Source organism: candidate division WOR-3 bacterium, from assembly GCA_039803925.1.
Lineage (GTDB): Bacteria > Hydrothermota > Hydrothermia > Hydrothermales > JAJRUZ01 > JBCNVI01.
This window is the reverse complement of the sequence record JBDRZL010000016.1, coordinates 1-24,059: the sequence shown is the minus strand read 5'-3', so window position 1 is coordinate 24,059 and position 24,059 is coordinate 1. Positions and strand designations below refer to the sequence as shown.

The 24,059-nt window shown below is 32.0% G+C and carries 29 protein-coding genes and 1 tRNA gene; 8 read left to right on the top strand and 22 right to left on the bottom strand.

Annotated features, from left to right (window positions below; genetic code table 11):
• Window positions 1-25 precede the first annotated feature (25 nt).
• The 18 genes from rodA to rpsL all read right to left on the bottom strand — a co-directional run bounded on the left by rodA (window position 26) and on the right by rpsL (window position 13,784).
• The gene (rodA, locus tag ABIN17_07145; GenBank protein MEO0284824.1) at window positions 26-1,204 is read right to left on the bottom strand and encodes a rod shape-determining protein RodA; all 1,179 of its coding nucleotides are present in this window, start codon (window positions 1,202-1,204) and stop codon (window positions 26-28) included.
• Window positions 1,179-2,783: a penicillin-binding transpeptidase domain-containing protein gene (locus tag ABIN17_07140; GenBank protein MEO0284823.1), complete on the bottom strand. Its 1,605-nt coding sequence runs from the start codon at window positions 2,781-2,783 to the stop codon at window positions 1,179-1,181. The genes rodA and ABIN17_07140 overlap by 26 nt, the downstream gene beginning before the upstream one ends.
• A 370-nt stretch (window positions 2,784-3,153) precedes the next feature.
• Window positions 3,154-3,816 carry a rod shape-determining protein MreC gene (locus ABIN17_07135; GenBank protein MEO0284822.1) on the bottom strand — a complete coding sequence of 221 codons (663 nt, stop codon included), beginning with the start codon at window positions 3,814-3,816 and terminating at the stop codon, window positions 3,154-3,156.
• Window positions 3,809-4,861 (bottom strand): rod shape-determining protein, encoded by a 1,053-nt coding sequence (locus ABIN17_07130; GenBank protein MEO0284821.1) that lies wholly within the window; start codon window positions 4,859-4,861, stop codon window positions 3,809-3,811. Before ABIN17_07130 ends, ABIN17_07135 begins: the two co-directional genes overlap by 8 nt.
• Complete coding sequence (gene rpmC, locus ABIN17_07125) at window positions 4,845-5,042, bottom strand: 50S ribosomal protein L29 (protein MEO0284820.1); 198 nt, start codon at window positions 5,040-5,042, stop codon at window positions 4,845-4,847. Before rpmC ends, ABIN17_07130 begins: the two co-directional genes overlap by 17 nt.
• Window positions 5,039-5,458 (bottom strand): 50S ribosomal protein L16, encoded by a 420-nt coding sequence (rplP, locus tag ABIN17_07120; GenBank protein MEO0284819.1) that lies wholly within the window; start codon window positions 5,456-5,458, stop codon window positions 5,039-5,041. Before rplP ends, rpmC begins: the two co-directional genes overlap by 4 nt.
• A 2-nt stretch (window positions 5,459-5,460) precedes the next feature.
• Complete coding sequence (rpsC, locus tag ABIN17_07115) at window positions 5,461-6,117, bottom strand: 30S ribosomal protein S3 (GenBank protein MEO0284818.1); 657 nt, start codon at window positions 6,115-6,117, stop codon at window positions 5,461-5,463.
• Window positions 6,117-6,467 (bottom strand): uL22 family ribosomal protein, encoded by a 351-nt coding sequence (locus tag ABIN17_07110; protein MEO0284817.1) that lies wholly within the window; start codon window positions 6,465-6,467, stop codon window positions 6,117-6,119. The genes rpsC and ABIN17_07110 overlap by 1 nt, the downstream gene beginning before the upstream one ends.
• Window positions 6,464-6,775 (bottom strand): 30S ribosomal protein S19, encoded by a 312-nt coding sequence (gene rpsS / locus ABIN17_07105; GenBank protein MEO0284816.1) that lies wholly within the window; start codon window positions 6,773-6,775, stop codon window positions 6,464-6,466. The genes ABIN17_07110 and rpsS overlap by 4 nt, the downstream gene beginning before the upstream one ends.
• Window positions 6,776-6,777: 2 nt before the next feature.
• Entirely contained in the window at window positions 6,778-7,599 is an 822-nt protein-coding gene (rplB, locus tag ABIN17_07100) for a 50S ribosomal protein L2 (GenBank protein MEO0284815.1), read from the bottom strand.
• A gap of 9 nt (window positions 7,600-7,608) precedes the next feature.
• On the bottom strand, window positions 7,609-7,905 hold the full coding sequence (gene rplW, locus ABIN17_07095; protein ID MEO0284814.1) for a 50S ribosomal protein L23: 297 nt from the start codon (window positions 7,903-7,905) through the stop codon (window positions 7,609-7,611).
• A complete protein-coding gene (gene rplD / locus ABIN17_07090) occupies window positions 7,898-8,536 on the bottom strand; it encodes a 50S ribosomal protein L4 (protein ID MEO0284813.1) in 639 nt (212 codons plus the stop codon). Before rplD ends, rplW begins: the two co-directional genes overlap by 8 nt.
• The gene (gene rplC, locus ABIN17_07085; GenBank protein ID MEO0284812.1) at window positions 8,533-9,180 is read right to left on the bottom strand and encodes a 50S ribosomal protein L3; all 648 of its coding nucleotides are present in this window, start codon (window positions 9,178-9,180) and stop codon (window positions 8,533-8,535) included. Before rplC ends, rplD begins: the two co-directional genes overlap by 4 nt.
• Window positions 9,177-9,500, bottom strand: coding sequence for a 30S ribosomal protein S10 (gene rpsJ / locus ABIN17_07080; protein ID MEO0284811.1), 324 nt, complete (start codon window positions 9,498-9,500; stop codon window positions 9,177-9,179). The genes rplC and rpsJ overlap by 4 nt, the downstream gene beginning before the upstream one ends.
• A 4-nt stretch (window positions 9,501-9,504) precedes the next feature.
• Window positions 9,505-10,719 carry an elongation factor Tu gene (gene tuf, locus ABIN17_07075; GenBank protein ID MEO0284810.1) on the bottom strand — a complete coding sequence of 405 codons (1,215 nt, stop codon included), beginning with the start codon at window positions 10,717-10,719 and terminating at the stop codon, window positions 9,505-9,507.
• An 87-nt stretch (window positions 10,720-10,806) separates the two neighbouring features.
• A complete protein-coding gene (fusA, locus tag ABIN17_07070) occupies window positions 10,807-12,855 on the bottom strand; it encodes an elongation factor G (protein MEO0284809.1) in 2,049 nt (682 codons plus the stop codon).
• 77 nt (window positions 12,856-12,932) lie between these two features.
• Complete coding sequence (gene rpsG, locus ABIN17_07065) at window positions 12,933-13,400, bottom strand: 30S ribosomal protein S7 (protein MEO0284808.1); 468 nt, start codon at window positions 13,398-13,400, stop codon at window positions 12,933-12,935.
• A gap of 3 nt (window positions 13,401-13,403) precedes the next feature.
• Window positions 13,404-13,784: a 30S ribosomal protein S12 gene (gene rpsL, locus ABIN17_07060; GenBank protein ID MEO0284807.1), complete on the bottom strand. Its 381-nt coding sequence runs from the start codon at window positions 13,782-13,784 to the stop codon at window positions 13,404-13,406.
• Between the two features lie 132 nt (window positions 13,785-13,916).
• Here rpsL and ABIN17_07055 point away from each other — a divergent pair.
• The 8 genes from ABIN17_07055 (at window position 13,917) to ABIN17_07020 (ending at window position 21,007) form a co-directional block, all read left to right on the top strand.
• Window positions 13,917-13,989 (top strand) — tRNA-Thr (locus ABIN17_07055).
• Between the two features lie 12 nt (window positions 13,990-14,001).
• On the top strand, window positions 14,002-15,087 hold the full coding sequence (locus ABIN17_07050) for an L-threonylcarbamoyladenylate synthase (GenBank protein MEO0284806.1): 1,086 nt from the start codon (window positions 14,002-14,004) through the stop codon (window positions 15,085-15,087).
• Window positions 15,084-16,049, top strand: coding sequence for a phosphoribosylformylglycinamidine cyclo-ligase (purM, locus tag ABIN17_07045; protein ID MEO0284805.1), 966 nt, complete (start codon window positions 15,084-15,086; stop codon window positions 16,047-16,049). The genes ABIN17_07050 and purM overlap by 4 nt, the downstream gene beginning before the upstream one ends.
• A gap of 102 nt (window positions 16,050-16,151) precedes the next feature.
• Window positions 16,152-18,572: a DNA gyrase subunit A gene (gyrA, locus tag ABIN17_07040; GenBank protein MEO0284804.1), complete on the top strand. Its 2,421-nt coding sequence runs from the start codon at window positions 16,152-16,154 to the stop codon at window positions 18,570-18,572.
• Window positions 18,565-19,185, top strand: a complete 621-nt coding sequence (locus ABIN17_07035; GenBank protein MEO0284803.1) for a hypothetical protein — start codon at window positions 18,565-18,567, stop codon at window positions 19,183-19,185. Before gyrA ends, ABIN17_07035 begins: the two co-directional genes overlap by 8 nt.
• Before the next feature lies 1 nt (window position 19,186).
• The gene (locus ABIN17_07030; protein MEO0284802.1) at window positions 19,187-19,708 is read left to right on the top strand and encodes an N-acetylmuramoyl-L-alanine amidase; all 522 of its coding nucleotides are present in this window, start codon (window positions 19,187-19,189) and stop codon (window positions 19,706-19,708) included.
• 20 nt (window positions 19,709-19,728) lie between these two features.
• On the top strand, window positions 19,729-20,661 hold the full coding sequence (mdh, locus tag ABIN17_07025; GenBank protein ID MEO0284801.1) for a malate dehydrogenase: 933 nt from the start codon (window positions 19,729-19,731) through the stop codon (window positions 20,659-20,661).
• A gap of 46 nt (window positions 20,662-20,707) precedes the next feature.
• The gene (locus tag ABIN17_07020) at window positions 20,708-21,007 is read left to right on the top strand and encodes a hypothetical protein (protein ID MEO0284800.1); all 300 of its coding nucleotides are present in this window, start codon (window positions 20,708-20,710) and stop codon (window positions 21,005-21,007) included.
• Window positions 21,008-21,024: 17 nt separating this feature from the next.
• Here the strand turns inward: ABIN17_07020 and ABIN17_07015 are convergent, their stop codons facing one another.
• The 4 genes from ABIN17_07015 to ABIN17_07000 form a co-directional block, all read right to left on the bottom strand.
• Window positions 21,025-21,846 (bottom strand): M55 family metallopeptidase, encoded by an 822-nt coding sequence (locus ABIN17_07015; protein ID MEO0284799.1) that lies wholly within the window; start codon window positions 21,844-21,846, stop codon window positions 21,025-21,027.
• Window positions 21,847-22,023 (bottom strand): hypothetical protein, encoded by a 177-nt coding sequence (locus ABIN17_07010; protein MEO0284798.1) that lies wholly within the window; start codon window positions 22,021-22,023, stop codon window positions 21,847-21,849. It abuts the gene before it with no gap.
• A gap of 32 nt (window positions 22,024-22,055) precedes the next feature.
• Complete coding sequence (locus ABIN17_07005; protein ID MEO0284797.1) at window positions 22,056-23,684, bottom strand: hypothetical protein; 1,629 nt, start codon at window positions 23,682-23,684, stop codon at window positions 22,056-22,058.
• Window positions 23,685-23,775: 91 nt separating this feature from the next.
• A partial coding sequence (locus ABIN17_07000) for a T9SS type A sorting domain-containing protein (GenBank protein MEO0284796.1) occupies window positions 23,776-24,059 on the bottom strand: 284 nt, incomplete at its 5' end.

Sequence of the window (24,059 nt, the reverse complement as noted above, 5' to 3'; positions counted from 1 at the left end):
AAGTAAGTATCTTGATATTTTTAAATTACTTTCTGAAAGAGAGAACTAAGCCTAAAAGCAGACTGTGAATTACAAAATTTGTGCCTCCATAAGAAAAAAAAGGAAGTGGTATACCTGTTACAGGAAGAAACCCAATAACCCCACCAATATTTACCAAAAAGGAATAAAATATTGAAGCAAAGATTCCAAGTATAAAAAAATAGGAAAATCCTTCTTTTTCCTTTAAAATATTTAAAATTCCGCTTAAAAGAGAAAAGTAAAGCAAAATTAAGAGAAATGAGCCTATAAACCCAAATTCTTCAGCAAAGGAAGCAAAGGCAAAATCAGAATGAGCCTGCGGTAAAAAAGCAAGAGATTTATGGGAACCTTTTAAAAAACCCTTTCCTAAAATTCCACCTGAGCCTATTGCAAGTTTACCCTGTAAAATCTGCCATCCAGCTCCTTTTGGGTCCTCTGAAGGATTTAAAAAATACATTATCCTTTTCCTCTGGTATTCTTTCAAAAGGTTATTATAAATAAAAGGGACTGTTAAACCGGGTATTAATATAGAAAAAGTTAATAAGATTTTATCACCCATTGGAAACTTTGAGAAAATTATAATAAAAAGCATTAATAAAGAAGAAAAAATAAAAAAGGCAAAAAAATTAAGGGAAAAAATTAAGGATAAAAAAGCAAAAATATAAAAAAGTTTTACTTTTATATTAAAAGAAGAAAAGATAAGATAGAAGGCAAAAAGAAAAATGTAAAAAAAGGCAGAACCGAGATCAGGTTCAATAAGAATAAGAAAAAAGGGAAGGATATGCAAAAATAAAAGTTTAAAGGAATCAATGTATCCTCTTTTTTTGTTAAAATAAAAAGCCATGGAGAGAAAATAGATTAAAAGCGGTTTACAGGCATCAGAAACCTGAAAAGAAAAATTCCCTATAAAAAGCCACCTTTTAATTCCCTTTTCCTTTAGTAAAACAAACAAAAGAAGAAAAATACTTATAGAAAAAAATATATATGAAAATTCCTTCCATTCAGGCAATTTTACTCTACTTAAAAAAATAAATACTCCTAACCCAAGAAAAAAATAGGTTATGTGCCTGTAAAAAAGGTAATCACCAAAAGATCTTGAAACTGAATAAATATTTAAAATTCCAAGAATAGAAATAAAAAGATAGGGAATAAAAATTCTATTATAGGGATTTAAGATACCTCTCATTAATCCAATTTATGATTTTACCCGCCATTGGAGCAGCTATTTCACCACCCATTCCGCTATTTTCCACTATTAAATAAATAACAAACTTTGGATTTTCTAAAGGGAAAAAAGCTACAAACTGTGCATGATCTTTACCAAGCGGATTTTGAGCTGTTCCTGTTTTACCCCCAATATTTATTCCCTTTATACTTGCAAGCCTACCTGTCCCTTTTTCTCCCTGAACTACTCTGAAAATACCTCTTTTTAAAATTTTTATGTTTTCTATTTTAAATGGCAATTCAAAATATTCTGTATTTATGTTCTTTAAAATGTGAGGTCTTTTAGCTTTGCCATCAAGTGCTATTGCTGAAAAAAGTAAGGCAATCTGTAAAGGGGTCATAAGAATTTCACCCTGACCTATCCCAAGATTTAATGCATTACCTTCCCCATAACCATACTTACCGTATTTTTTTTCAAAATAAGAAAAAGTAGGAAAGAAGCCCCTTTTTTCTTCAGGAAGGTCTATTCCGGTTTTCTCAAAAATTTTTAAATTCTGAAAATAATCTAAAAATCTCTTTAAACCTATCCTTTTCGACAATTCATAAAAATAAACATCACAGGAAACTTCTATAGCCTTATAAAAATTAACAAATCCATGGCCTTCCTCCTTCCAGTCTTTAAAAATTCTATTGCCAAATTTATACTCACCATTACATTTTATTACCTCATTTGTATCAATCAATCCCTTTTCAAGGGCAATTAAAGCTGTTATAACTTTAAAAATACTTCCAGGAGGATAAAGTCCCTGAATACATCTATTTAAAAGAGGATTAAGTGAATCACTAATAATTTTTTCTAATTCTTCCTTTTCAGTTTTTCCAGTAAGAAGATTTAAGTCAAAAGAAGGTTTTGAATATAAAGCATATACTTCCCCTGTGTTAGGATCAAGTATAACACATGCCCCCTTTACATAAGGTTTAAATATAGAGTCAATATATTTTCCAAGTTCAATATCAAGAGAAACTTCTATATCTTTACCATCAATAACTTCAATAGGTGGTCTTGTTTCCTTATTATATACCCTGCCCTTAGCATCAATTAAAATAAACTTAAAACCATCTTTTCCCCTTAATATATCATCATAAAATTTTTCAAGACCACTTTTGCCTACTCTTAAAAGAGGATCTATTCCCTTTTCAACATCAATTTTTTGTGGCAATCCTGTATACCCGATTGTTTGTGCAAAAAGGTGTTTGAAGGGATAGAATCTGTAAAGATGTGTATAAACACTAAAATATTTTGAAGAATCTGGATCTTCAAGATATTTTGCAATCTCATCAAATTGAACATCTTCCATATAAACTGAATCCTCTTTTAACAATCTGAAACCTGTTCTCCAGAATGATAAAACTATACCATTTCTATCAAGTATTTTACCCCGTTTAGAAGGAATCCTTATTTTTTTTGATTTAATCTCTATTGCTTTGTTTTCAAAAAATTCTCCTTTTAATACCTGATATTCAAAAAGTTTATAAATAAATAAAAAACAAAGAAAAATTAAAAAGAACTTTAAAATTTTATCATTAAAATCCTTTTCCATGGCACATTATGTATTATAAAGAAAATTAAAAAGGAAAAAAGAAAAAGTGTGTATCCTTTAAAAAAAATTAAAGGAATAAATAAGAAAAAATCTCTTAATAATTTAGTAATTAAAAGAGAAAAATTTATCTTGTTTCTTAAATAACCATAAGCAAAATAAATTAAAAGAATTAAAAAAGTAAGGGGTACTTTAGAAAAATAATCATTTAAAATACCAAAAATAAAAAGATAAAAAAAATTAATTAATTTAATTTCATCAATAATTAGAAAATAAGTTAATATAAAAGGCAAATCAATAAAAAATTCAGGAAAAAAAATTCTTATAAAAGGTAACAAAAAAAAGGAATTAAAAATAAAAATTAAAAATTTAATCATGGTTTAGGAGGGATAGTATAATAAAATTCATACTTCTCAGGTCTCCATACAGGCCTAACATATATTTCATAGAATATTTCACCTTTTTTTTCAACAAAACTATCCACAATAAAAGCAGGAATATTCTTAGGAAAATTTTCAGTTAAACCAGAAGTATAAAGAGTATCTCCTTTTTTTAATTCTCCCCAGGTTGGATAAAAATTTACTATTCCTCTTAATTCGCCAGTTCCTTGGTATAAAGATAAAATATTATACTTTGAAATCAAGGAACATTTAAATTCCTTATTAAAAATTGTTATTACTTTTAAAAGGTCTCCGTTTTTTTCTACTACTTTTCCAACAAGCCCTGCCTTTGAAACAACAACATCGCCTTTTTCACCTTTTCCCTTAATTATAATATTTTCTGGATATGGAAAGTTATCATAATAAAGGGGAAAATTAACAAATATTGGGACATTCTCTTTTTTTCTCAAAGAAAACTTCAAGCCCTCAATTTTTTCTTTTCTTATATAAAAAAAAGAATGTATTTCATTATAAAGAAATAAATAGGGATAAAAAATGTAACTTTCTATTTTTCTATCAAGAAAATCCTTAAAATTTTTTTTAAAGGAAAGGAGAGAAAGAAGAATTAATAAAAATGCAAAAAAATTTTTATTCAATAATTTTCTTTCTTTCCTTTAAAAGAACTTTTTCATAAAAAGATAAATTCTCAAGAATTTTACCAGCCCCCCTTACCACACAAGTCCTTGGATCATCCGCAATTCTAACAGGAAGACCTGTTGCTTCCTGTAATAAGGCATCTAAATTTTTAAGCAAAGCACCCCCACCTGTTAAAAAAATCCCCCTGTCAATAATATCCGAAGAAAGCTCAGGAGGAGTTTTATCAAGAGCTTTTTTGGTAGCATCTACTATCTGTGAAAGAGGCTCTTTTAAAGCCTCTCTAACTTCAGAGGAATTAATCCTTATAGTTCTTGGAACCCCCCTTACAAGGTCTCTTCCTCTTACCTCCATTTCTTTTTCCTCTCCAAGAGGTATGCAATTTCCTATCTCTATTTTAATCTTCTCTGCTGTTTGCTCTCCTATGAGCACATTATATTTTCTCTTAACATACTCAATAATTGCCTCATCCAGCTCATCACCGGCAGTTCTTATGGAAACATTTGAAACAATTCCATTTAAAGCAATAACCGCAATTTCTGTTGTACCACCACCTACATCAATTACCATATTACCAACAGGTTCTGAAATTGGAAGACCTATACCCACAGCAGCTGCAATCGGTTCTGATACAAGAAAAACCTCCCTTGCTCCTGCTTGAATTGCTGAATCTTTCACTGCCCTCATTTCAACCTCTGTAATACCGGAGGGAACACATATTAAAACTTTCGGATGCAGAAAAAGGGATTTTTTTGTAACTTTTGTAATAAAATAGTGAAGCATCTCCTGAACAAGAACAAAATCAGCAATAACTCCATCTTTCATTGGTCTTGCAGCTACAATTTCTCCCGGGGTTTTTCCAAGCATTTTTTTGGCTTCATTTCCAACAGCTATAACCTTACCTGATTCTTTTTCAACAGCAACAACAGAAGGCTCATCAAGAATAATTCCTTTTTCTTTTAAATAAATAAGAGTGGTTGCTGTTCCTAAATCAACAGCTAATTCATTACCAAGAAAAATATTAAAAAATTTAAAATAGTTTACCAAATTTCTCTTTTAAAATTGTTTTAACTCTTGCAATATCCCTTTTTATTTTTCTTATTTCCATAGGATTTTCAATGCTTCCAATTACCTTCTTTGTCCTTAACTCAAACAATTTTTCTTTTAAATCTTTCAAAGTTTTTAAAAGTTCTTCCTCGCTCAATTCCCTAAGTTCAGAAATTTTCATACTCCACCCTCCTTATAACTTACAAATCTTGTTTTTATTGGTAATTTATGAGAAGCAATTTCAAAAGCTCTTCTTGCAGATTCCTCAGGAACACCTGCCAGTTCAAATAAAATTTTTCCTCTCTTAACAGGCGCCACATAATGGTCCACATTACCTTTTCCTTTACCCATCCTGGTTTCAGCAGGCTTTTTTGTAACTGGTTTATCTGGAAAAATTCTAATCCAAAGTTTCCCACCTTTTTTAAGAAATCTACCTATAGCAAGTCTACAGGCTTCAATCTGATTTGCAGTTATCCAAGCTGACTCCAGTGCTTTCAAGCCATATTCACCAAAAGCAAGATAGTATCCATCAATAGCCTTTCCCTTTCTTCTCCCCCTGTGCATTTTCCTGTACTTCATTCTCTTAGGTTGTAACATCTTTAAACCTCCTCAAGTTCTGGTTTTTCAAGAATTTCACCTTTATAAATCCATACCTTTACACCTATGGTTCCATACCTTGTGAATGCTGTTGCAAATCCATAATCAATATCAGCTCTTATTGTTTGAAGGGGAACTCTACCCTGCATATAACCTTCCTTTCTTGCTATTTCAGCTCCCTGTATTCTACCCTTGCATTGAACTTTAATTCCCTTAGCACCCATTCTAAAAGCCTGTGAAACAGCCCTTTTCATAGCCCTTCTATGAGATACCTGTTGCTCTATTCTTCTTGCAATTCCCTCAGCAACAAGCTGTGCATCCAGTTCGGGAACCCTTATTTCCTGCACATGAATTGTAATATTTTCATTCTTTAAAAGAGCCGAAAGTTCCTTTTTAACAAGTTCAATTTCTTTTCCTTTCTGTCCAATCACCATTCCGGGTGATGCGGTATGAATTGTTACAGTAATCTGTTCACCGGCTCTATCAATTATAATATCTGAAACCCTTGCATCCTTATACCTTTCTCTAAGATACTGCCTGATCTTTATATCTTCTTCAAGATATTTAACATACTCTTTTTTTCTATCACTAAACCAGTGAGCTTTCCAATCTTTATAAATACCAAGTCTAAAACCATAAGGGTGAACTTTTTGACCCATTATTTTACCTCCTCTACAATCACTGTGAAATGGGCAGTATGCCTTCTTGCAATAGCTGGGGAACCTCTAAAACCAGGTCTTAAAATCCTCCATGTAGGTCCTTTATCAGCTTTACATACCTTAACCAATAAATTATTTAAATCAACATCCTCAAACTTCACCCCTTTTTTCACAGCCCATGAATTACAGGCAGATTTAACTGCTTTATATAAAAATTTTGCAGGTTTTTGAGGAAGAAAATAAAGAATATCAAGAGCCTGTTTAGCCGTTTTACCTTTAACAAGCTCGCAAATCCTCTTTGATTTTTTATATGAAGTTCTTAAATATTTTATTTTAGCAATCCCTTTCATTCTTTTTTACCACCTTCTTTTTCAGCTTCTTTTTCAGCTTCTTTTTCCCTTTGCCCCTTATGACCTCTAAATGTTCTTGTTGGGGCAAATTCACCCAACTTATGACCTACCATTAATTCAGTAATATAAACAGGAATGAATTTCCTCCCATTATGAACCTGTATTGTTAAACCAACCATTTCAGGAATAACTGTACTTCTTCGGGAGTATGTTTTTATTGGTGTAGTATCTCCCTTCTGCTTAATTTCCATTATTTTTTTTAAAAGTTTGGGATCAACATAAACACCTTTTTTACTTGACCTCGGCATAATTACTTTCTCCTTTTAATAATAAATCTACTTGAAGGTTTTCTGGGATTCCTTGTTTTCTTACCTTTTGTAATTTTTCCCCAGGGCGTTTTTGGAATCTTACCCTTTGTTCTACCTTCTCCTCCACCATGAGGATGATCACAAGGGTTCATTGCTGTTCCCCTTACATGAGGTCTTCTTCCCATCCATCTCATTCTCCCTGCTTTACCTATAAGGATATTTTCATTATCAAGATTTGAAACTCTTCCAATAGTTGCAAGACACTTTATATTTATTAACCTTACTTCACCTGAAGGCAATTGAACATGAGCATAATTTCCTTCCTTTGCTAATATTATAGCCGCACTTCCTGCTGATCTTACAAGCTGACCACCCCTTCCTGGAACAAGTTCTATATTATGAATTTCCATACCTTCAGGAATTTCTGACAGAGGCAAAGTATTTCCTATCTTCAAAAGAGAACCGGGTCCTGAAACTATTTCATCACCAACCTTAAGACCCTCTGGAGCAAGAATATACCTTTTTTCTCCATCTCTATAACACAAAAGAGCAATTCTCGCGGTTCTATTTGGATCATATTCTATACTTAAAACCCTCGCAGGAATTCCAAATTTATCTCTTTTAAAATCAATTATTCTGTAAAGTCTTTTGTGTCCCCCACCTCTGAACCTTGCAGTAATTCTTCCCATATTATTTCTTCCAGCAGTCTTCTTTAGAGGAACAAGAAGACTTTTTTCTGGTTCTGTTTTTGTTATTTCCTCAAAAGTGTATCCTGTCATAAACCTACGGGAAGGAGTTACCGGTTTATATTTTTTTATTCCCATTTTTTCCTCCTATACTCCTTCATAAATTGGTATAGTTTCACCTTCTTTTAACTTAACATATGCCTTTTTCCATGAGGATGTTCTACCATACAACCTGTTTCTTAACCTTTTAGGCTTTGGTTTCACTATCTGTGTTCTTACTTTTTCAACTTTTACTTTATATAAATTTTCAATAGCCCATTTTATCTCTTTTTTATTCGCATCCTTTCTTACTTTAAAAACATAATAATTGGACTTCTCCCTCAAAAAGGTTCCTTTCTCAGTAATAAGAGGTGAAATTATAATATCATATGGGCTTTTATTCACCTTCTATCCTCCCTCTTAATTTCAGAAATTCATTTAGACCATTTTCAGAAAAAACCACATATTGAGAATTTAAAATTTCATAGGCATTTACATCAATAGCCCTTTTCAACAATACACCTTCAATATTTCTAAATGCTAAAAATTTATCCCTCTCATTGTCCCCAAAAAGTAAAATTACCTTTTTATTTTTAAGAGAAAGATTGGAAAGAACTTTTTCACCTTCTTTTGTTTTTAATCCAATATTAGATAAACCACTTATTATTTTTAACCTCTCTTCCTTAGCTCTATCACTTAAAGCGATAAATAAAGCCTTTAACTTTGCTTTATAAGGAACCCTTATTGAAAAATCTCTTGGTCTTGGGCCAAAAACTATACCTCCCTTTCTCCATATGGGTGATCTTATTGAACCATGTCTTGCCCATCCTGTATGTTTCTGTGGCCAAGGTTTCCTTCCACCACCACTTACCTCTCCCCTTGTTTTTGTCTTTGCAGTTCCTTCTCTCTGTCTTGAAAGATAATACTTAGTTACAAGCCAGAGGAGATGAATATTTGGTTCTAATCCAAAAATACTCTCCGGCAATTTTCTTTCACCAATTTCTTTACCTTCAAAATCATAAATTTTTGCTTTCATTTTATTTTTACCCTTTTTGGACTCCTTATAATTACAACACTACCCCTTGGTCCTGGAACAGAACCTTTAACACCTATAAGCTTATTTTCAAGATCAAGATATATAACTTTCAAATTATGAATAGTTTCCCTTTCATTACCATAGTGACCAGCCATTTTTTTACCTTTCCAAACTCTACCTGGATCAGTTGTTTGTCCTATTGAACCTGGTCTCCTGTGGGACATGGAACCATGGGAAGCAGGACCTCCCGCAAATCCCCATCTTTTCACAACTCCGGAAAATCCTCTACCTTTTGTATAACCAATAACATCTACTGTCTCTCCCACTTCAAATATAGAAGGGCTTAATTCAGCACCTACTTTAAATATTTCGGGATTAAACTCTCCCCTTACTTCCTTTATATGTTCAGCAGGGTATTCTTCTCTCTCACCAAAAACTTTTATAAATTCACCTAAAAGAGGTTTTTTAATTCTTTTCTTCTTCTTTCTCCCAATGCAAAGTTTGACAGAATTATATCCATCTTTTTCCTCAGTTCTTATTCCAAGAACATATACATTATCCACATGCAAAAGAGTAGTAGGAGTAATCTCCTCCTCATAAAATATTCTTGTCATACCAACTTTCCTTGCAAGAATGGCTTTCATTTTTCCACACTCACTTCTATTTTAACATCAACCCCAGCTGGAAGATCCAGCTTTGATAATTTTTCTACAGTCTCCTGAGTGGGATTTACTATCTCTATCAATCTCTTATGAAGAGAATAAAAAAACTGCTCTCTTGAAGTTTTATGAACAAATGGACTTCTTATAACACTTATTAATGTTTTTTTAGTTGGAAGTGGTATAGGACCTCTTACATCTGCACCAGTTCCTCTTGCGGTTAATGCTATTCTCTTAGCAGATTTTTCTATTAATCTCGGGTCATAACTCTTAAGTTTTATTCTTATTTTTTCTGTAAATGGCATAGCATTACTCTATAATATCTGTAATAACACCGGCTCCTACTGTTCTTCCACCTTCTCTAATAGCAAACCTCAATTCCTTTTCCATAGCAACAGGATACATGAGTTCAACTTCAAGGTTTACATGATCACCAGGCATCACCATCTCTCTTCCTTCTGGAAGTTTTATTGTTCCAGTAACATCAGTTGTTCTGAAATAAAACTGCGGCTTATATCCTGAGAAGAAAGGTGTATGTCTTCCCCCTTCCTCCTTTGTAAGAACATAAACCTGTGCTCTGAATTTTGTATGGGGTGTTATTGAACCAGGCTTTGCAAGAACCATTCCTCTTTCTACTTCATCCTTTCCTATACCTCTTAAAAGAACACCCACATTATCACCTGCTCTTGCTTCATCAAGAACTTTTCTAAACATTTCAACTGAAGTAGCAACTGTTTTTCTTGTGGGTCCAAAACCAACAATTTCTATCTCTTCACCAGGTCTTAAAGTACCTCTTTCAACCCTACCTGTTACAACTGTTCCTCTTCCTGTAATTGAGAAAACATCCTCAATTGCCATTAAAAATGGTTTATCAATTTCTCTTACCGGATCAGGAATATAATTATCCATAGCATCAAGTAACTCCCATATTTTTCCACAATACTCACACTCTCTCTTTCCACACCCACACTTCAAAGCATTTAAAGCGCTCCCTCTAATCACCGGGACTCGATCACCAGGGAACTCATACTTTTTCAATAGATCTCTAACCTCTTCCTCAACAAGATCAACTATCTCTGGATCATCAACTGCGTCAATTTTGTTAACATAAACAACTATATAGGGCACATTTACCTGTCTTGCAAGAAGCACATGCTCTCTTGTCTGAGGCATCACTGAATCAACTGCTGAAACTACAAGAATTGAACCATCCATCTGAGCAGCACCTGTTATCATATTTTTAATATAATCATGGTGTCCCGGACAATCAATATGCGCATAATGCCTTTTTTCTGATTCATACTCAACATGAGCAAGATTAACTGTCAAAATCTTTGTCTCATCCCTTCTAAAAAGCTTAGCGTCAGCTTTTGCCACCTGCTCATAATCCTGCTCCTGAGCAAGACCATGTTTTGCAAGAACCTTTGTAATAGCAGCAGTAAGAGTCGTTTTACCATGGTCAATATGACCTATGGTTCCTACATTAACATGAGTCTTTTTTCTTTCAAACTTGGGTTTACTCATTTTTCAAAAAAATTTTTTAATTTGGGGGTTGAACCCATCTGTGGGGTATATTATAACATCCCCCACAGTGAAATTTAAAATAATATTTTAATATAAAATTTCCTTTTTTTCAAGTTTTAAAGGTCTAAATGCCTTCACTTTCATCCAGAAGCCTGCTCTACCCTTGGTATGTGATCTAAGTGTTGTAACATATCCAAAAGTATTCTTTAATGGCATTTCAGCCACAACTTTTATCCAGTCTGAATTCTGGAGCATTCCCTTTTCCAGTATAGTAGATTCCCTCTGCATTAAATCCTGAATAACATTTCCTAAATATTCCTGAGGGACTGTAATTTCTACGTAAGAATAAGGCTCAAGTAAAATAGGCTCAGCATTTTTAATTACTTCCTTACCCGCTTCATGTATAGCTAATCTTAAACCAAGGGGAGTTGTTTTTTCAATATTATAAACCTTTTTTAAAGTCATTTTCACATTTATCATCGGATAACCAGCTATAATCCCAAAATCAAGAACTTCTTTTATTGAATTCATTGCAATTTCTTTTAATTCCTCAGAAAAATCTATACTATTATCTACAACTATTTCATTCCTCATAGCATCCATTATAGGTGAAACCTCAAGATTAACTTTTCCATATTGTTCTTCACCTCCTATACTTTTCTTCACCTCCTTTATAACTTCAGCCCTTTTTAGTATACTCTCTCTATAATGAACTTGAGGTTTCAATGCCCTGAATTCCATTTTATAGTCCCTTCTCAATCTATCAAGTATAATCTCAAGATGTAACTCACCCATCCCGGATATTATTATCTGACCCGACTCTTCATCTATTTTCAAACTAAATGTTGGATCTTCCTCCACCATCCATTTTAATCTTTCCTCAATCTTTTTTAAATCCTTCGCTGAAATAGGTTCTATTGCTTGCGAAACAACAGGTTCAGGGAAAAGCATCTCTTCGTATAACACTGGATGTTCAGGGGAGCACAGTGTATCTCCTGTTCTCACATCCTTTGGCCCAACTATTCCAACTATTTCTCCACAGAGAGCTTCTTTTATTGCATTTCTTCTATTAGCATGAAGTCTGTATAATCTTTGAATTCTTGTAAGCTCTTTTGTTCTTGGATTATAAATTTTTGAATTTTGGGTAATTTTTCCAGAATAAATTCTAAAATAGCATAGTTTCCCCATATCCTCAAAAATTTGAACCTTAAATACAACTCCACTGAAATGATCCTCAGGCGAAGGGTACCTCAAAATTTCCTTTCGGGTTAATGGGTCAATTCCTCTAATTTCTCCTCTATCAATAGGGGAAGGCAAATATAAACATATTGCATCTATTAGAGGCTGAATACCTTTGTTTTTTAAAGCAGAACCTATTAAAACTGGTAAAAATCTTTTTTCAAAAACACCTTTTCTTATAGCTTTATTAAGTTTAAGAGGTTCTGGAATTCCTTTTTCATAATACTCTTCCGTAATACTTTCATCAATTTCTGAAAGCATAATTATCATATCTTCATAAAATTTTTTTGCTTCCTCAGGCAAATCATCTATTTCTAAAACTGAAAATTGAGTCCCTAATTCATCTTTATCCCATAAAATTTTTTTATAATCAACAAAATGATACACACCTAAAAAATCAGATTCAATTCCAACTGGCCACTCAAGTAAAAGAGGTTTTATATTGAATTTTTTCTCTATCTGATCCAAAACTCTTAAATGATCAGCACCCTGTCTATCCATCTTATTTATAAAGGCAATCCTTGGAACATTAAACTTTTCCGCCTGTCTCCATATTGTTTCTGACTGTGGCTCAACACCTTCTACAGCGGAAAAAATTATAACAAGACCATCAAGAATTCTCAAAGACCTCTCTACTTCTGCTGTGAAATCCACATGACCTGGAGTATCAACTATATGTATCAAATAATCTTTCCATTCACAAAAGGTAGCTGCTGCTTGTATTGTGATACCCCTTTCTTTTTCCTGTATCATATAATCCATGGTGGCTGTCCCTTCATCCACTTCTCCCATTCTGTGTATCCTTTGAGTATAAAAAAGAATACGTTCAGTGGTTGTTGTTTTTCCTGCATCTATATGGGCAGCAAAACCAATATTTCTTAGTTTTGTTAAATCCATAGTTATCAATTTCTTAGAATGATTTTTAAGTAAAAATTATCTTCCCCTGATTCCTCCCCAAATTCCATTTCAAATATTTACCATCTAAAATGTGCAAAAGCTCTGTTTGCCTCTGCCATTTTGTGAGTGTTTTCTTTTGTCTTTACCGCTCCTCCTTCATTGTTCGCTGCATCAATCAATTCTTTTGCCAATTTTTCTATCATACCCCTTTCACTCCTTGCTCTTGCGGCTCTTATAATCCATTTTATTGCTAAACTAATCTGCCTCTTCGGTCTTACTTCAACAGGAACTTGGTATGTCGCTCCACCTACTCTTCTTGGCCTGACCTCCAGCAATGGTTTAACATTTTCAATTGCTTTTTCAAAAATTTTTATTCCCTCCTCGCCTGTTAGTTCTTTGATTCTATTCATAGCCTTGTAAAATATCTTCATTGCTTTAGTTTTTTTACCATCCCACATTAAATTATTTATAAAACTTGCAACAAGGGGTGAGTTATAAACTGGATCCGGGGCAATTTTTCTCTCAGGTGCTCTTCTTCTTCTCATTTTTTATCCCTCCTTCTTTTTTCTCTTCACACCATAAAGACTTCTTGAACTTGCTCTGTTTGCAACTCCTGCACAGTCATAAACTCCTCTTACTATATGATATTTAACACCAGGCAAGTCTTTAACTCTACCTCCTCTAACAAGAACTACAGAATGCTCCTGCAGGTTGTGACCTTCTCCAGGTATGTAAGCAATTACCTCTCTTCCATTTGAAAGTCTAACTTTAGCCACCTTTCTTAAAGCAGAATTAGGTTTTTTAGGGCTTGTGGTATAAACACGAATACAGACCCCCCTTTTCTGGGGACATCCCTCAAGAGCAGGGCTTTTAGATTTTCTCTTTTTAGGTTTTCTCTTGTGTCTTACAAGCTGGTTAATTGTGGGCATTTAAAATTTTATCATCCATAAAAGGGTTTGAACCTTTATTTTGTGTATTAATTATAATCTCAAAAAAATAAAAATTCAAATATGCTATAAATTATTGAAAAGAGGGAATATTTCTATTATAATAAAGAAACTGCCCGCGTAGCTCAGGTGGTAGAGCACTTCCTTGGTAAGGAAGAGGCCGCCGGTTCGAGTCCGGCCGCGGGCTAAACATATTATTTTGGAAATCAAAATACCTCAAAAAAGTTTCAAAAAAGCTGTTGAAATTCTTAAAAAAGGAGGAGTTATAATAGTTCCCACAGATACAGTTTCCGGATTTGTTACTCCTTACTGGTCCTATGAGGGCGTAAATCGAATCTATAAAATAAAAAGAAGAGAAAAGGAAAAAGTGTTAGGGCTTTTTATCTCCGATAACAAAGATATAAAAAAATTTGCAAAAAATATAACAGAAACAAGAAAAAGGATATTCCATAATTTATGGCCAGGGCAAATTACTTTACTCTTTAAAGCCAAAAATAATCTACCTGATTATTTATTTCATAAAGAGAAAAAGACAGTTTCCTTGAGAATGCCGGCTCACCCCCTTATTTTAAAACTTATAAATGTAGTTGGACCTCTTGTTCAGACATCTTGTAACATATCAGGTGAAAAGGAAATTACAAAATATAGTGAAATCTTTGAAAAATTTGGTAAATATGTAGATTATGTATACCCTCAAGATTCTTATGGAAATATCTCATCTACAATTCTTGATGTCTCAAAATATCCATTTAAACTAATAAGAAAAGGACCGATTGGAATAAGTCTGATTGAAAGTGTTCTTTTAAAAAAAATAAAAATCTCTAAGGATATAAAAACAAATATTCTCTTTGTGTGTACAGGAAATACCTGCAGGTCACCTATGGCAATGGGAATTCTTTATTCACTTTTAGATAATGAACTAAAGGAATTAGTAAATGTAAAATCAGCAGGGCTTGCAACTTATGATGGTCTCCCTATATCAGAAAACACATTAAAAGTTCTTCAAAAATTTTATGATATAAATCTATCTTATTACAGAACAAAAAAATTAAAAAAAGATGACCTTGATTGGGCTGACTTCATTTATGTTATGGAAAAAAAACACTTAAGGGAAATCCAAAAAATGGGATATTACGAAAAGGTGAGACTACTTCATCCAGGTGAAGAACCCTTGGATATACCTGATCCCTTTGGTAAAGAATTTAAAATTTATATAGAGGTTTCAAAAATTATAGAAGAAAGTATTAAAAAAATTCTTAAGGAAATTAAATACAGATATTCATGAGATATAAAGACGCAGGAGTAGATTTACAAAAGGCAGAAACTGTATCAAGGATATTTAAAATATTAACAAAGCAGGAAGAAAGATTCTCTGGTATTTACGACTTTGGTGAATTTTTACTTGCAGCCACATGTGACGGAGTGGGAACCAAAACTCAGGTGGCAAGATTAGCAAATAATTATAAAATTTTAGGTGAAGATATTGTTAATCATTGTGTAAATGATCTTTTATGCCAAGGGGCAAAACCTCTATTCTTTCTTGATTACATTGCCTCATCAAATCTTGATTTGAAAATAGTAAGAGAAATTGCAAAGGGAATGTTAAAAGCTTTGAAAGAAAACGGTAATATACCCCTCTTAGGCGGTGAAACAGCTGAAATGCCTGACATATATAATAAAGAGGAATGGGATATTGTAGGATTCTGTATAGGGATTGTTAAAAAGGAAAATTTGCTTCCAAAAAAATTTAAAATTGGTGATATTCTTATTGGATTTCCCTCAACAGGACTTCATACAAATGGATACTCTCTTGCAAGAAAAATTTTATTAAAAAAATATAATTTAGAAAAAAAATTCAAGGGTAAAACTCTAAAAGAACTATTACTTAAACCCCATAAAAGTTATTTTAATATCCTATACCCATTAATTGAAAAAAATTTAATAAAGGGACTTGCCCATATTACAGGTGGAGGAATTGAAGGTAATCTAAAAAGAATTTTGCCAGAGAGACTTGGTTTTGAAATAGATATAAGGGAAATTGATAAACCCTTAATTTTTGATATTATTGAAAAAGAAGGAAATGTGCCAAAAGATGAAATGTTAAGGGTATTCAATATGGGAATTGGAATGATAGCTGTAATAGATAACAAAGATTTTGAAAGAGTTAGAAGTACTTTAATTGATAAAAAAGTCAAGTTTTATATCCTTGGAGAAATTATAAAGGACAAAAGAACAATAATTTTTTAGTATCCCTTAATTATATTTATTTGAAAATTATAAGGTTTTTGAAAATAAAGGTTCACTTGCCTTATAACCTTATATGAAAAAACTTCAAAGGAGGAAATAAAAATGTCTGAAAGAATTATCAGTGCTCCAATAGAAGATGAAATGACCATAAGTTATATAGATTATGCAATGAGTGTTATTGTCGGAAGAGCCCTTCCTGATGTAAGAGACGGATTAAAACCTGTTCATAGAAGAATTTTGTATGCAATGTATGAAGCAGGTTTATTACCTACAAGACCCTTCAAAAAGAGCGCAACAGTGGTAGGTGATGTTCTTGGTAAATACCATCCTCACGGTGATATGGCAGTATATGACGCTCTTGTAAGAATGGCCCAGGATTTTTCTCTGAGATACCCTCTAATTGAAGGACAGGGTAATTTTGGCTCAATAGACGGGGATCCACCTGCTGCTTACAGATACACTGAGGCAAGACTTTCAAAGATAGCAATGGAGATGTTAAGGGATATAGATAAAGAGGTAGTAGATTTTGTTCCCAATTTTGATGGAAGATTAAAAGAACCCGTTGTTTTACCATCCCTTTTACCTAACTTAATAGTAAATGGTTCAACAGGAATTGCTGTTGGTATGTCAACAAATATACCACCACATAATTTAACTGAAACTGTTAATGCTCTTTTATATTTAATAGAAAAACCCGATTGCAAAGATGAAGAAATTTTTGAAATAATAAAGGGACCTGATTTTCCAACAGGAGGAATTATACTTGGAAGAAAGGGAATAATTGATTATTTTAAAACAGGAAGAGGAACAATTACTGTTAGAGCAAGATACTACATTGAAGAAAAAGGAAGAAAAAAAATCATTTTCACTGAAATACCCTATCTTGTAAACAAATCCAGTTTACTTGAAAGAATAGCAGAACTTGTGAGGGAAAAAAAGATTGAAGGTATTCAAGATATAAGAGATGAATCTGATAGAGAAGGACTCCGAATTGTTGTAGAACTTAAAAAGGGAGTCTCTGAAAAATTTGTTTTGAATCAGCTATTTAAATATACCCAGCTTCAGGATCGTTTTGGAGTAATAATGCTTGCACTTTCAGATAATGAGCCAAAAGTTTTATCTTTAAGAGAACTTCTCAATTATTATTTAAAACACAGAGAAGAGGTTACAATAAGGAAAACACAATTTTTACTTAAAAAAGCAGAGGAAAGGGCTCATATTATTGAAGGACTTAAGATTGCTCTTAAAGATATAGATAGGGTAATAGAATTAATTAAGAAATCAAAGGACCCAAGGGAGGCAAAGGAAAAATTAATGAAAGAATTTAAATTAACTGAAGTACAGGCACAGGCTATACTGGATATGAAATTACAGACCCTTACAAGGCTTGAAATGTCAAAAATAGAGGAGGAATACGAAAAATTAATTAAGGAAATTGAAAGATTAAAGGGCATTCTGGAAAATAAAAGCTTATTAATGGAGGAAATAAAAAAGGAGTTAATTGAAATAATAGAAAAATATGGAGATAAAAGGAGAACAGATATTGAAGAAGAAGAACCAGAAGAGATTGATATTGAAAAATTAATAAAAAAGGAAAAGATATTAATTTTGCTTTCAAAAAATGGTTATATAAAAAGGGTTCAGGGCTCTTATTTAAAAACTCAAACAAGAGGAACACAGGGACAAAAGGGGCTTTTACTTGACGAGGATGATTTCCCTGAAGATGTCTTTTATGCCTTCTCTCATGATTATGTAATATTTGTTTCAAACAAAGGTAAGGTTTATTCCCTAAAGGCTTATGAAATTCCTGAAAGTGGTTTAAGGGGCAAAGGGAAACCCGTTAATACAATTTTAAATTTATCTGAAAATGAAAAAATTGTTGACATGATTCCTGTTTCAGAATTTAAAAAAGGTTTATATTTATTTCTTGTCACGAAAAAGGGGATAATAAAAAAAGTAGATTTAGAACTTTTCAAAAATGCTGGTAAAAGGGGAATTATTGCTCAGGGCTTAAAAGAAGGAGATGAAACCATTGATGGAATCCTTGTTAGAGATGAAGATGATATCATACTTTTAAAATCAAATGGACTTGCAACACGGATAAAATCAAAAATAATAAGACCTATGGGAAGAACAGGTTATGGTGTGATTGGTATAAACACAAAGGATGCGGAATGTGTCGCAGGAACTCTTATAGGAGATGATTCGCTTCTTGTGGTAACAGAAAAGGGTTATGGAAAGAGGTTCAGTCCAAAAGAGATACAAGCAAAAGGAAGAGGAACAAAGGGGATGATTGTGCAGAAAGTAAATGAAAAAACAGGAAAAGCAATATGGATAAGAAGTTTTTCTCCAAAGGATCATCTTGTTCTTTTAACAAGTTCTTCAAAGCTTTTGAGGCAGAAAGCTGAAGATATACCATTAATTTCAAGGTCCACAAGGGGTGTAAAACTTATAAAGGTTAAAGAAGAAGATAAAATTGTAGGATGCGCAAGAATTCCTTATGAGGAGGAAATAGATGTTTAATTTTACTCTTTTTTTAATTTTTTCTGTAAATCCAGTTAAAGGAGCAATATTCTCCCTCTTAATTCCTGGACTTGGAGAAAAAATTTATGGTAATGACAGAGAGTTTCTACTTCTTTTTACAGGAGAAATTTCTTTTATATCTTTTTATTTTTATGATTTTAAAACCAAAAAAGAAATAAGAGAAGATTATAAAATATTTGCTTTTAAAAAAGCTTTTGCTTATGCCGGGACTGATGATGAAAATTACTGGAATGCTGTTGAAAATTACTATAATTATGATATTTATTATGAATATCTTTTAAGAGAAGCAAGAGCTTTATATCCTGATAATCCTTTAATATGGGAAGAGTATGCAAGGGAAAACTCTGTTCCTTACAGATGGGCATGGAAAGATACAACTTCCTGGGATGAATTTTTACATAGAAGGGAAAGGGAAAGAAAAATTGAATCAAGGATGAAACTTTTTCAGGGTTTTATAATTTCCTATCATATTTTTTCTGCTATTTACACATTTATAGATTTAAAATTAAAAGAAAAAAATAAATTTGAACTTAAGGGTGAATTTGAACCCAATGGAGATAAAGCCAGTATAAAATTAATTTATAGATTTTAAATTGCATATTATAAAAAGGGAGGAGTGGTTAAAAAAGGGGTTCACAGGGAGAGTAAATAAAGTATTAAAACATCCCTTTTATGTTATACATCATACAGCAACATCTCAGAAGGAATATAATGGAGATATAAACTATTTAGACAGAATGCACAGAGAAAGGGGGTTTTTATTAATAGGTTATCATTTTATAATAGGGGTTGATGGAAAAATTTTTGAAGGGAGGAAAATAGGGGAAGAGGGTGCACATACTAAAAGATTCAATCATTCTCTTGGTATTGCCCTTATTGGAAATTTTGAAGAAGAAAATATTGAAATTAAGCAGACTGAATCTCTTTTAAATCTTATGAATTTCTTAGATAATCATTTTCTTATTAACAAATTTACCTTTCATTTTATCTTAAATGAAAATACTTTATGTGGAAGAAAAATTTATGAAAAAATAATAAAAAACAAAAATAAAAAATTTTTTAATTTTCCAGAGGATTTATTTTATAATTTATTGTGGGTTCAATCCCCTAAATAGAAATAAGGAGGGAAAATTAAATGAAAGAAAAAGTTTATATAATCGGAGCTGGCTTTGTAGGAGCAGAATGTGCTAATGAGTTGGCAAGAAAAGATTTCTGCGATGTTGTTTTAATTGATATTCTTGAAGGAATTCCTCAGGGAAAATCTCTTGATATGACCCATGCTAATCCTATAAGATACATATCACCAAATATAAAAGGGCAAAATAGTTACGATGGAATTGAGGAGGCAAAAGTAATTGTTATAACAGCAGGTGTTCCAAGAAAACCTGGAATGACAAGAGAAGAATTACTTGATACCAATTTTAATATAATAAAAAGTGTAATAGGGGAAATAAAAAAGAAAAATAATCATGCAATTTTGATAATTGTTACAAATCCCCTTGATGCTATGACATACGCTGCTTACAAATTATCTGGTTTTGAAAGAGAAAGGGTAATTGGGATGGCTGGTGTTCTTGATTCAACAAGATTTAGAGCTTTTCTTGCAATGGAGCTCGGTGTTGCTTATGAAGATGTTTCAGCAATAACACTTGGAACACATGGAGATTTAATGGTACCCCTTCCAAAATATGCAACAGTTGGGGGAATTCCTGTAACCCATCTTTTACCAAAGGAAAAAATAGATTTAATTGTTGATAGGACAAGAAAAGCTGGGACTGAAATAGTTTCACTTTTAAAAACAGGCAGTGCCTATTATGCTCCGGGTGTTTCAACAGCAATTATGGTGGAATCAATAATTAAGGACAAAAAGAGGATTCTTTCAGCATCAGTTTTATTAAAAGGAGAATATGGAATAAAAGACATTTTTGTTGGAGTTCCTGTGGTTTTAGGAGAAAAAGGTGTTGAAAGAGTTATTGAAATGAAACTTGAACCAGATGAAATGGAAGCTCTTAAAAAATCAGCGGAACATGTCAAAAAAATGCAGGAGGAAATAGACAAAAAGCTATAAATTATGAATATTGAATTATTATTTACTTTAACATTATTATTTTAATATGGAGATTGGTTTAACTTTTATAGGTTTAGGATTTACACTTCTTGCAGGTGCTGTGACATATATGGCGTGGAGAAATGGGAAAATTGTGAAAGAAAATACAAAGGTAATAGTTGAAAAAATGGATGAAGGATTTAGAAAAATGGATGAAGGATTCAGAAAAATGGATGAAGGATTCAGAAGAATGGATGAAGGATTCAGAAGAATGGATGAAGGATTTAGACTTATTGCCCTTCTTATTCTTGCTGAAACAAAAGAAGAAAAAAGGGAACTTGCAAAAAGAATTTTAGGAGAAAAATAATTTTATTTAATTTTCTTTTAAACTAAATTACTTGCAAGACCTATCCAGGTTCTTAAAGCATAAAAGGCTTCAATTATGTTTTCAGCTTCATAACTTAAAGTTCTCGGGGAAACTCTCTTTGTTTTAGGCATAATCTCAGCAATATCAGCCATACCAGTATTTAGGAAATCTGCTTCTATTTTTACTTTTCCAATTATTTTCAAAGGTTTTATAACTTTATTTTTATATTTATCGATCGCCTTTTTTATATTCAAATTTATTTCTTTTTCAATTTTAGGAATGGGAAAATGCATTGCTGAAAATCTACCTCTTGCTTCTTTTGTAATAACATATTCAATTTCCGGAATAATTGCTCTTGCTTCCTTTATAACTTCATCATCTCCTGTTAAAAATATTATTGGAACATCAAAATTCCCAGCTATATAGGCATTAATTGTAAACTCTCCTACAGGTTTATCGTTTATTCTTACTTCATAGATAACTCTTCCAAAATAAGTGTGGTCCAAAACTCCTCTACTTCCTGCTCTTGAATGATAGCCTAAAAAAATCCCTGCATCACACCCTTCAACACCTTCCACCATGGAAAGTTTCTTTAAATTTCCTGTTATTAATCTAACATTTTCAGGAATTTCATCAAATAAAATATTTATCATTTCACCATGGGAATCATTAACAATAATTTCTTCAACTCCATTTTTCTTTAAAGAATTAATAACAGATAGGAGATGATTTGTCATCCATTTTCTTGCTTTCTCGTAATCCTTTCCTTCTCTTCTTGTATGGTCTAAGGAGACAATACCTTCTATTCCCTCAATGTCAATTGATATAAAAACTCTCATTTACTTAAATTTCAAAAGCAGTCCAAGTGGAATTAAAACTAAATATCCAAGTACCATAAAGATAACTGAAATGGTTTTATCACCGAACCAGAGGAAAACGAATCCTATAAGGGAGAAAATTAAACCTGCTGATAATAAAATATAATTTTCTTTTTTGTAAGGTAAGGTATTTTTCATGTTTTAATTTTAGTAAAAAAAAGATTTAATTATCAATATTCAAAGGGAATAAAATTTTTATTTTTAATCTTATAAAATTTAATATTATCTAAAGATCTTCCGAAAAGGTAGAATTTGTAAGCACCTTTATAATAAACGAGATTATTTAAAAAATTTAAAAAGGAATAAGCGCCTCTAATATCTTTCTCAAAAGCATAATTTAGAATATTACCTATATCATAGCCAATATAAGCAGCTTCTCCAGGATAAAAACCATATTTTGTTTTAAATTCAGAGATAAACTTTTCAGAAACTGACCTATCCCAGATACCGGAACTTGCAAAAATCACCCTGTCTTCTACATATTTATTTGATTTAAGAGCAAAATCCTCTGTTGTAAACTTTCCTGTTGATATTATTTTTGATTTCAATCCCTTAAAAACCACTTGGGAAGAAAGGGAAAGCAGGGACTCATCTGTTCCAGATGGAAAGACAATAATTTCGGGTCCGAGTGTATCCTTAAAGAATTTTATCATTAAATCAATTTTTTTTTGAAAATCAGGGGAATCAGGTGAAAACATTATATAAAGAATATCTCTTTTTTCTTTAAAAAATTCATACAAAAGGGATAGAATACTTTCACCTTCTTCAGTTCTTGGTATAAATGCTGATATTTTCTGAAAATTATTAGGAACTATAAATCTTTCTAAAATTGCCCTTATTTCCTGATATATAGAATTTGATAGGGTTATAATATTCTCACCGAATTCACCGGCTCTTATATAAGAAAGTGCAGGAACTATAAAGACTTTATCTTTTTTCTTAGCGAAATAGGGAAGTGCAGCATAAAGATTTTTACTTAAAAGAGGACCAACCAAAACCATAAAATCAGAAGAAAATAAAAGATGATTTTCAAGTAATTTAAAAGTTTGAAATGGGTCTCCTTTTGTATCAAAAATGCTTTTATCCTTATATTTAAAGGAAATTTCAAACCCCCTCAGAAAATCTTTACCAAGAGAGCTATCAGGGCCAGAGAGTGGGAGATAAAGAAAAATTAAACCTTTTTTTTCTCTTATAAAAGGAATTTCAGGTTTTTTTCTTGTAAATATTTTTTCTATTTCCTTTGTTTTTTCATGTTCAGGATAATATTCTTTTAAAATATAGAAAATTTCTTCCTGTGCTTTTAAATCTCCTTCTTCTCTTGCTTTTTCAAAGGCAATAGAAAGAATTTCAGGATATATTCTTTTATTTTGAAGTTTATTAAGATTTTTTAAAATTTCCCTTAAAGAAAGGGATTCTGCAAGCTTAAGTATTTTACCTTCTGATTCTCTAAAATAAGGAGAATCACCTGCTTTTACAATTTCAATATAAGTTTCAAAGGCTCTGAGCATAAAATTTCTTTTCTCATAACTTTTGGCAAGCATATAGAGAACCTGAACTTTATAACTGCTTTCAGAGTAGGTATTTAAAAATTTATTTGAATAAACTATAACTGAATCAGGGTTATTAAGGGTATAATAAACATATATTAAAAGGTAATCAGTTTTTTCATTTGTTTTACCCTCTTTTAATAATCCTTTTAACTCTCTCTCGGCTTCTTTTAGTCTATTATTTTTTATAAGCTCAATTATTTTAACATCTGTTTGATTTAAAAGAAATAAAAGAATAATAAATTTAAACATATTTAATTATAAGAAATTAAGTTTTTAAAATAAAACCCCCTCCCAAATAAGGGAGGGGGCTAATCTGAAAAATTATAAACTCTATCCTTACCTATTCAGAAACAAAAAATTTAAATGTTCCCTCAGATGAGCCTCTGTATTTCAGGAAATACACACCAGATTTTAAATTCTTAAATCTGAGTTCATTGGTTCCAGAATTTACAAAAAGATTCCTTGTTTCAACCTTCCTTCCATTCAAATCATATAGCTCAAACACCATTTTCCCATCGTAAGGTGAAATAAATCTAACTGTCCCATTTCTGGATACATTACCACTGAATTTAAGCCCAGAACTTTTAACAAAAGACCTTGAACCCTCTCCAACTCCCATAAGAG

Coding starts and splice junctions, on each gene's coding strand:
- mdh (MEO0284801.1), top strand. CDS start 19,729: ATGAAAGAAAAAGTTTATATAATCGGAGCTGGCTTTGTAGGAGCAGAA.
- tuf (MEO0284810.1), bottom strand. CDS start 10,719: ATGAGTAAACCCAAGTTTGAAAGAAAAAAGACTCATGTTAATGTAGGA.
- rplB (MEO0284815.1), bottom strand. CDS start 7,599: ATGGGAATAAAAAAATATAAACCGGTAACTCCTTCCCGTAGGTTTATG.
- rplP (MEO0284819.1), bottom strand. CDS start 5,458: ATGTTACAACCTAAGAGAATGAAGTACAGGAAAATGCACAGGGGGAGA.
- rpsS (MEO0284816.1), bottom strand. CDS start 6,775: ATGCCGAGGTCAAGTAAAAAAGGTGTTTATGTTGATCCCAAACTTTTA.
- ABIN17_07140 (MEO0284823.1), bottom strand. CDS start 2,783: ATGGAAAAGGATTTTAATGATAAAATTTTAAAGTTCTTTTTAATTTTT.
- fusA (MEO0284809.1), bottom strand. CDS start 12,855: ATGGATTTAACAAAACTAAGAAATATTGGTTTTGCTGCCCATATAGAT.
- ABIN17_07010 (MEO0284798.1), bottom strand. CDS start 22,023: ATGAAAAATACCTTACCTTACAAAAAAGAAAATTATATTTTATTATCA.
- ABIN17_07015 (MEO0284799.1), bottom strand. CDS start 21,846: ATGAGAGTTTTTATATCAATTGACATTGAGGGAATAGAAGGTATTGTC.
- rpsG (MEO0284808.1), bottom strand. CDS start 13,400: ATGAGAAGAAGAAGAGCACCTGAGAGAAAAATTGCCCCGGATCCAGTT.
- rodA (MEO0284824.1), bottom strand. CDS start 1,204: ATGAGAGGTATCTTAAATCCCTATAATAGAATTTTTATTCCCTATCTT.
- ABIN17_07005 (MEO0284797.1), bottom strand. CDS start 23,684: ATGTTTAAATTTATTATTCTTTTATTTCTTTTAAATCAAACAGATGTT.
- rplC (MEO0284812.1), bottom strand. CDS start 9,180: ATGAAAGCCATTCTTGCAAGGAAAGTTGGTATGACAAGAATATTTTAT.
- rpsL (MEO0284807.1), bottom strand. CDS start 13,784: ATGCCCACAATTAACCAGCTTGTAAGACACAAGAGAAAACCTAAAAAG.
- purM (MEO0284805.1), top strand. CDS start 15,084: ATGAGATATAAAGACGCAGGAGTAGATTTACAAAAGGCAGAAACTGTA.
- ABIN17_07020 (MEO0284800.1), top strand. CDS start 20,708: ATGGAGATTGGTTTAACTTTTATAGGTTTAGGATTTACACTTCTTGCA.
- rpmC (MEO0284820.1), bottom strand. CDS start 5,042: ATGAAAATTTCTGAACTTAGGGAATTGAGCGAGGAAGAACTTTTAAAA.
- rplD (MEO0284813.1), bottom strand. CDS start 8,536: ATGAAAGCAAAAATTTATGATTTTGAAGGTAAAGAAATTGGTGAAAGA.
- ABIN17_07035 (MEO0284803.1), top strand. CDS start 18,565: ATGTTTAATTTTACTCTTTTTTTAATTTTTTCTGTAAATCCAGTTAAA.
- gyrA (MEO0284804.1), top strand. CDS start 16,152: ATGTCTGAAAGAATTATCAGTGCTCCAATAGAAGATGAAATGACCATA.
- ABIN17_07110 (MEO0284817.1), bottom strand. CDS start 6,467: ATGAAAGGGATTGCTAAAATAAAATATTTAAGAACTTCATATAAAAAA.
- rpsJ (MEO0284811.1), bottom strand. CDS start 9,500: ATGCCATTTACAGAAAAAATAAGAATAAAACTTAAGAGTTATGACCCG.
- rpsC (MEO0284818.1), bottom strand. CDS start 6,117: ATGGGTCAAAAAGTTCACCCTTATGGTTTTAGACTTGGTATTTATAAA.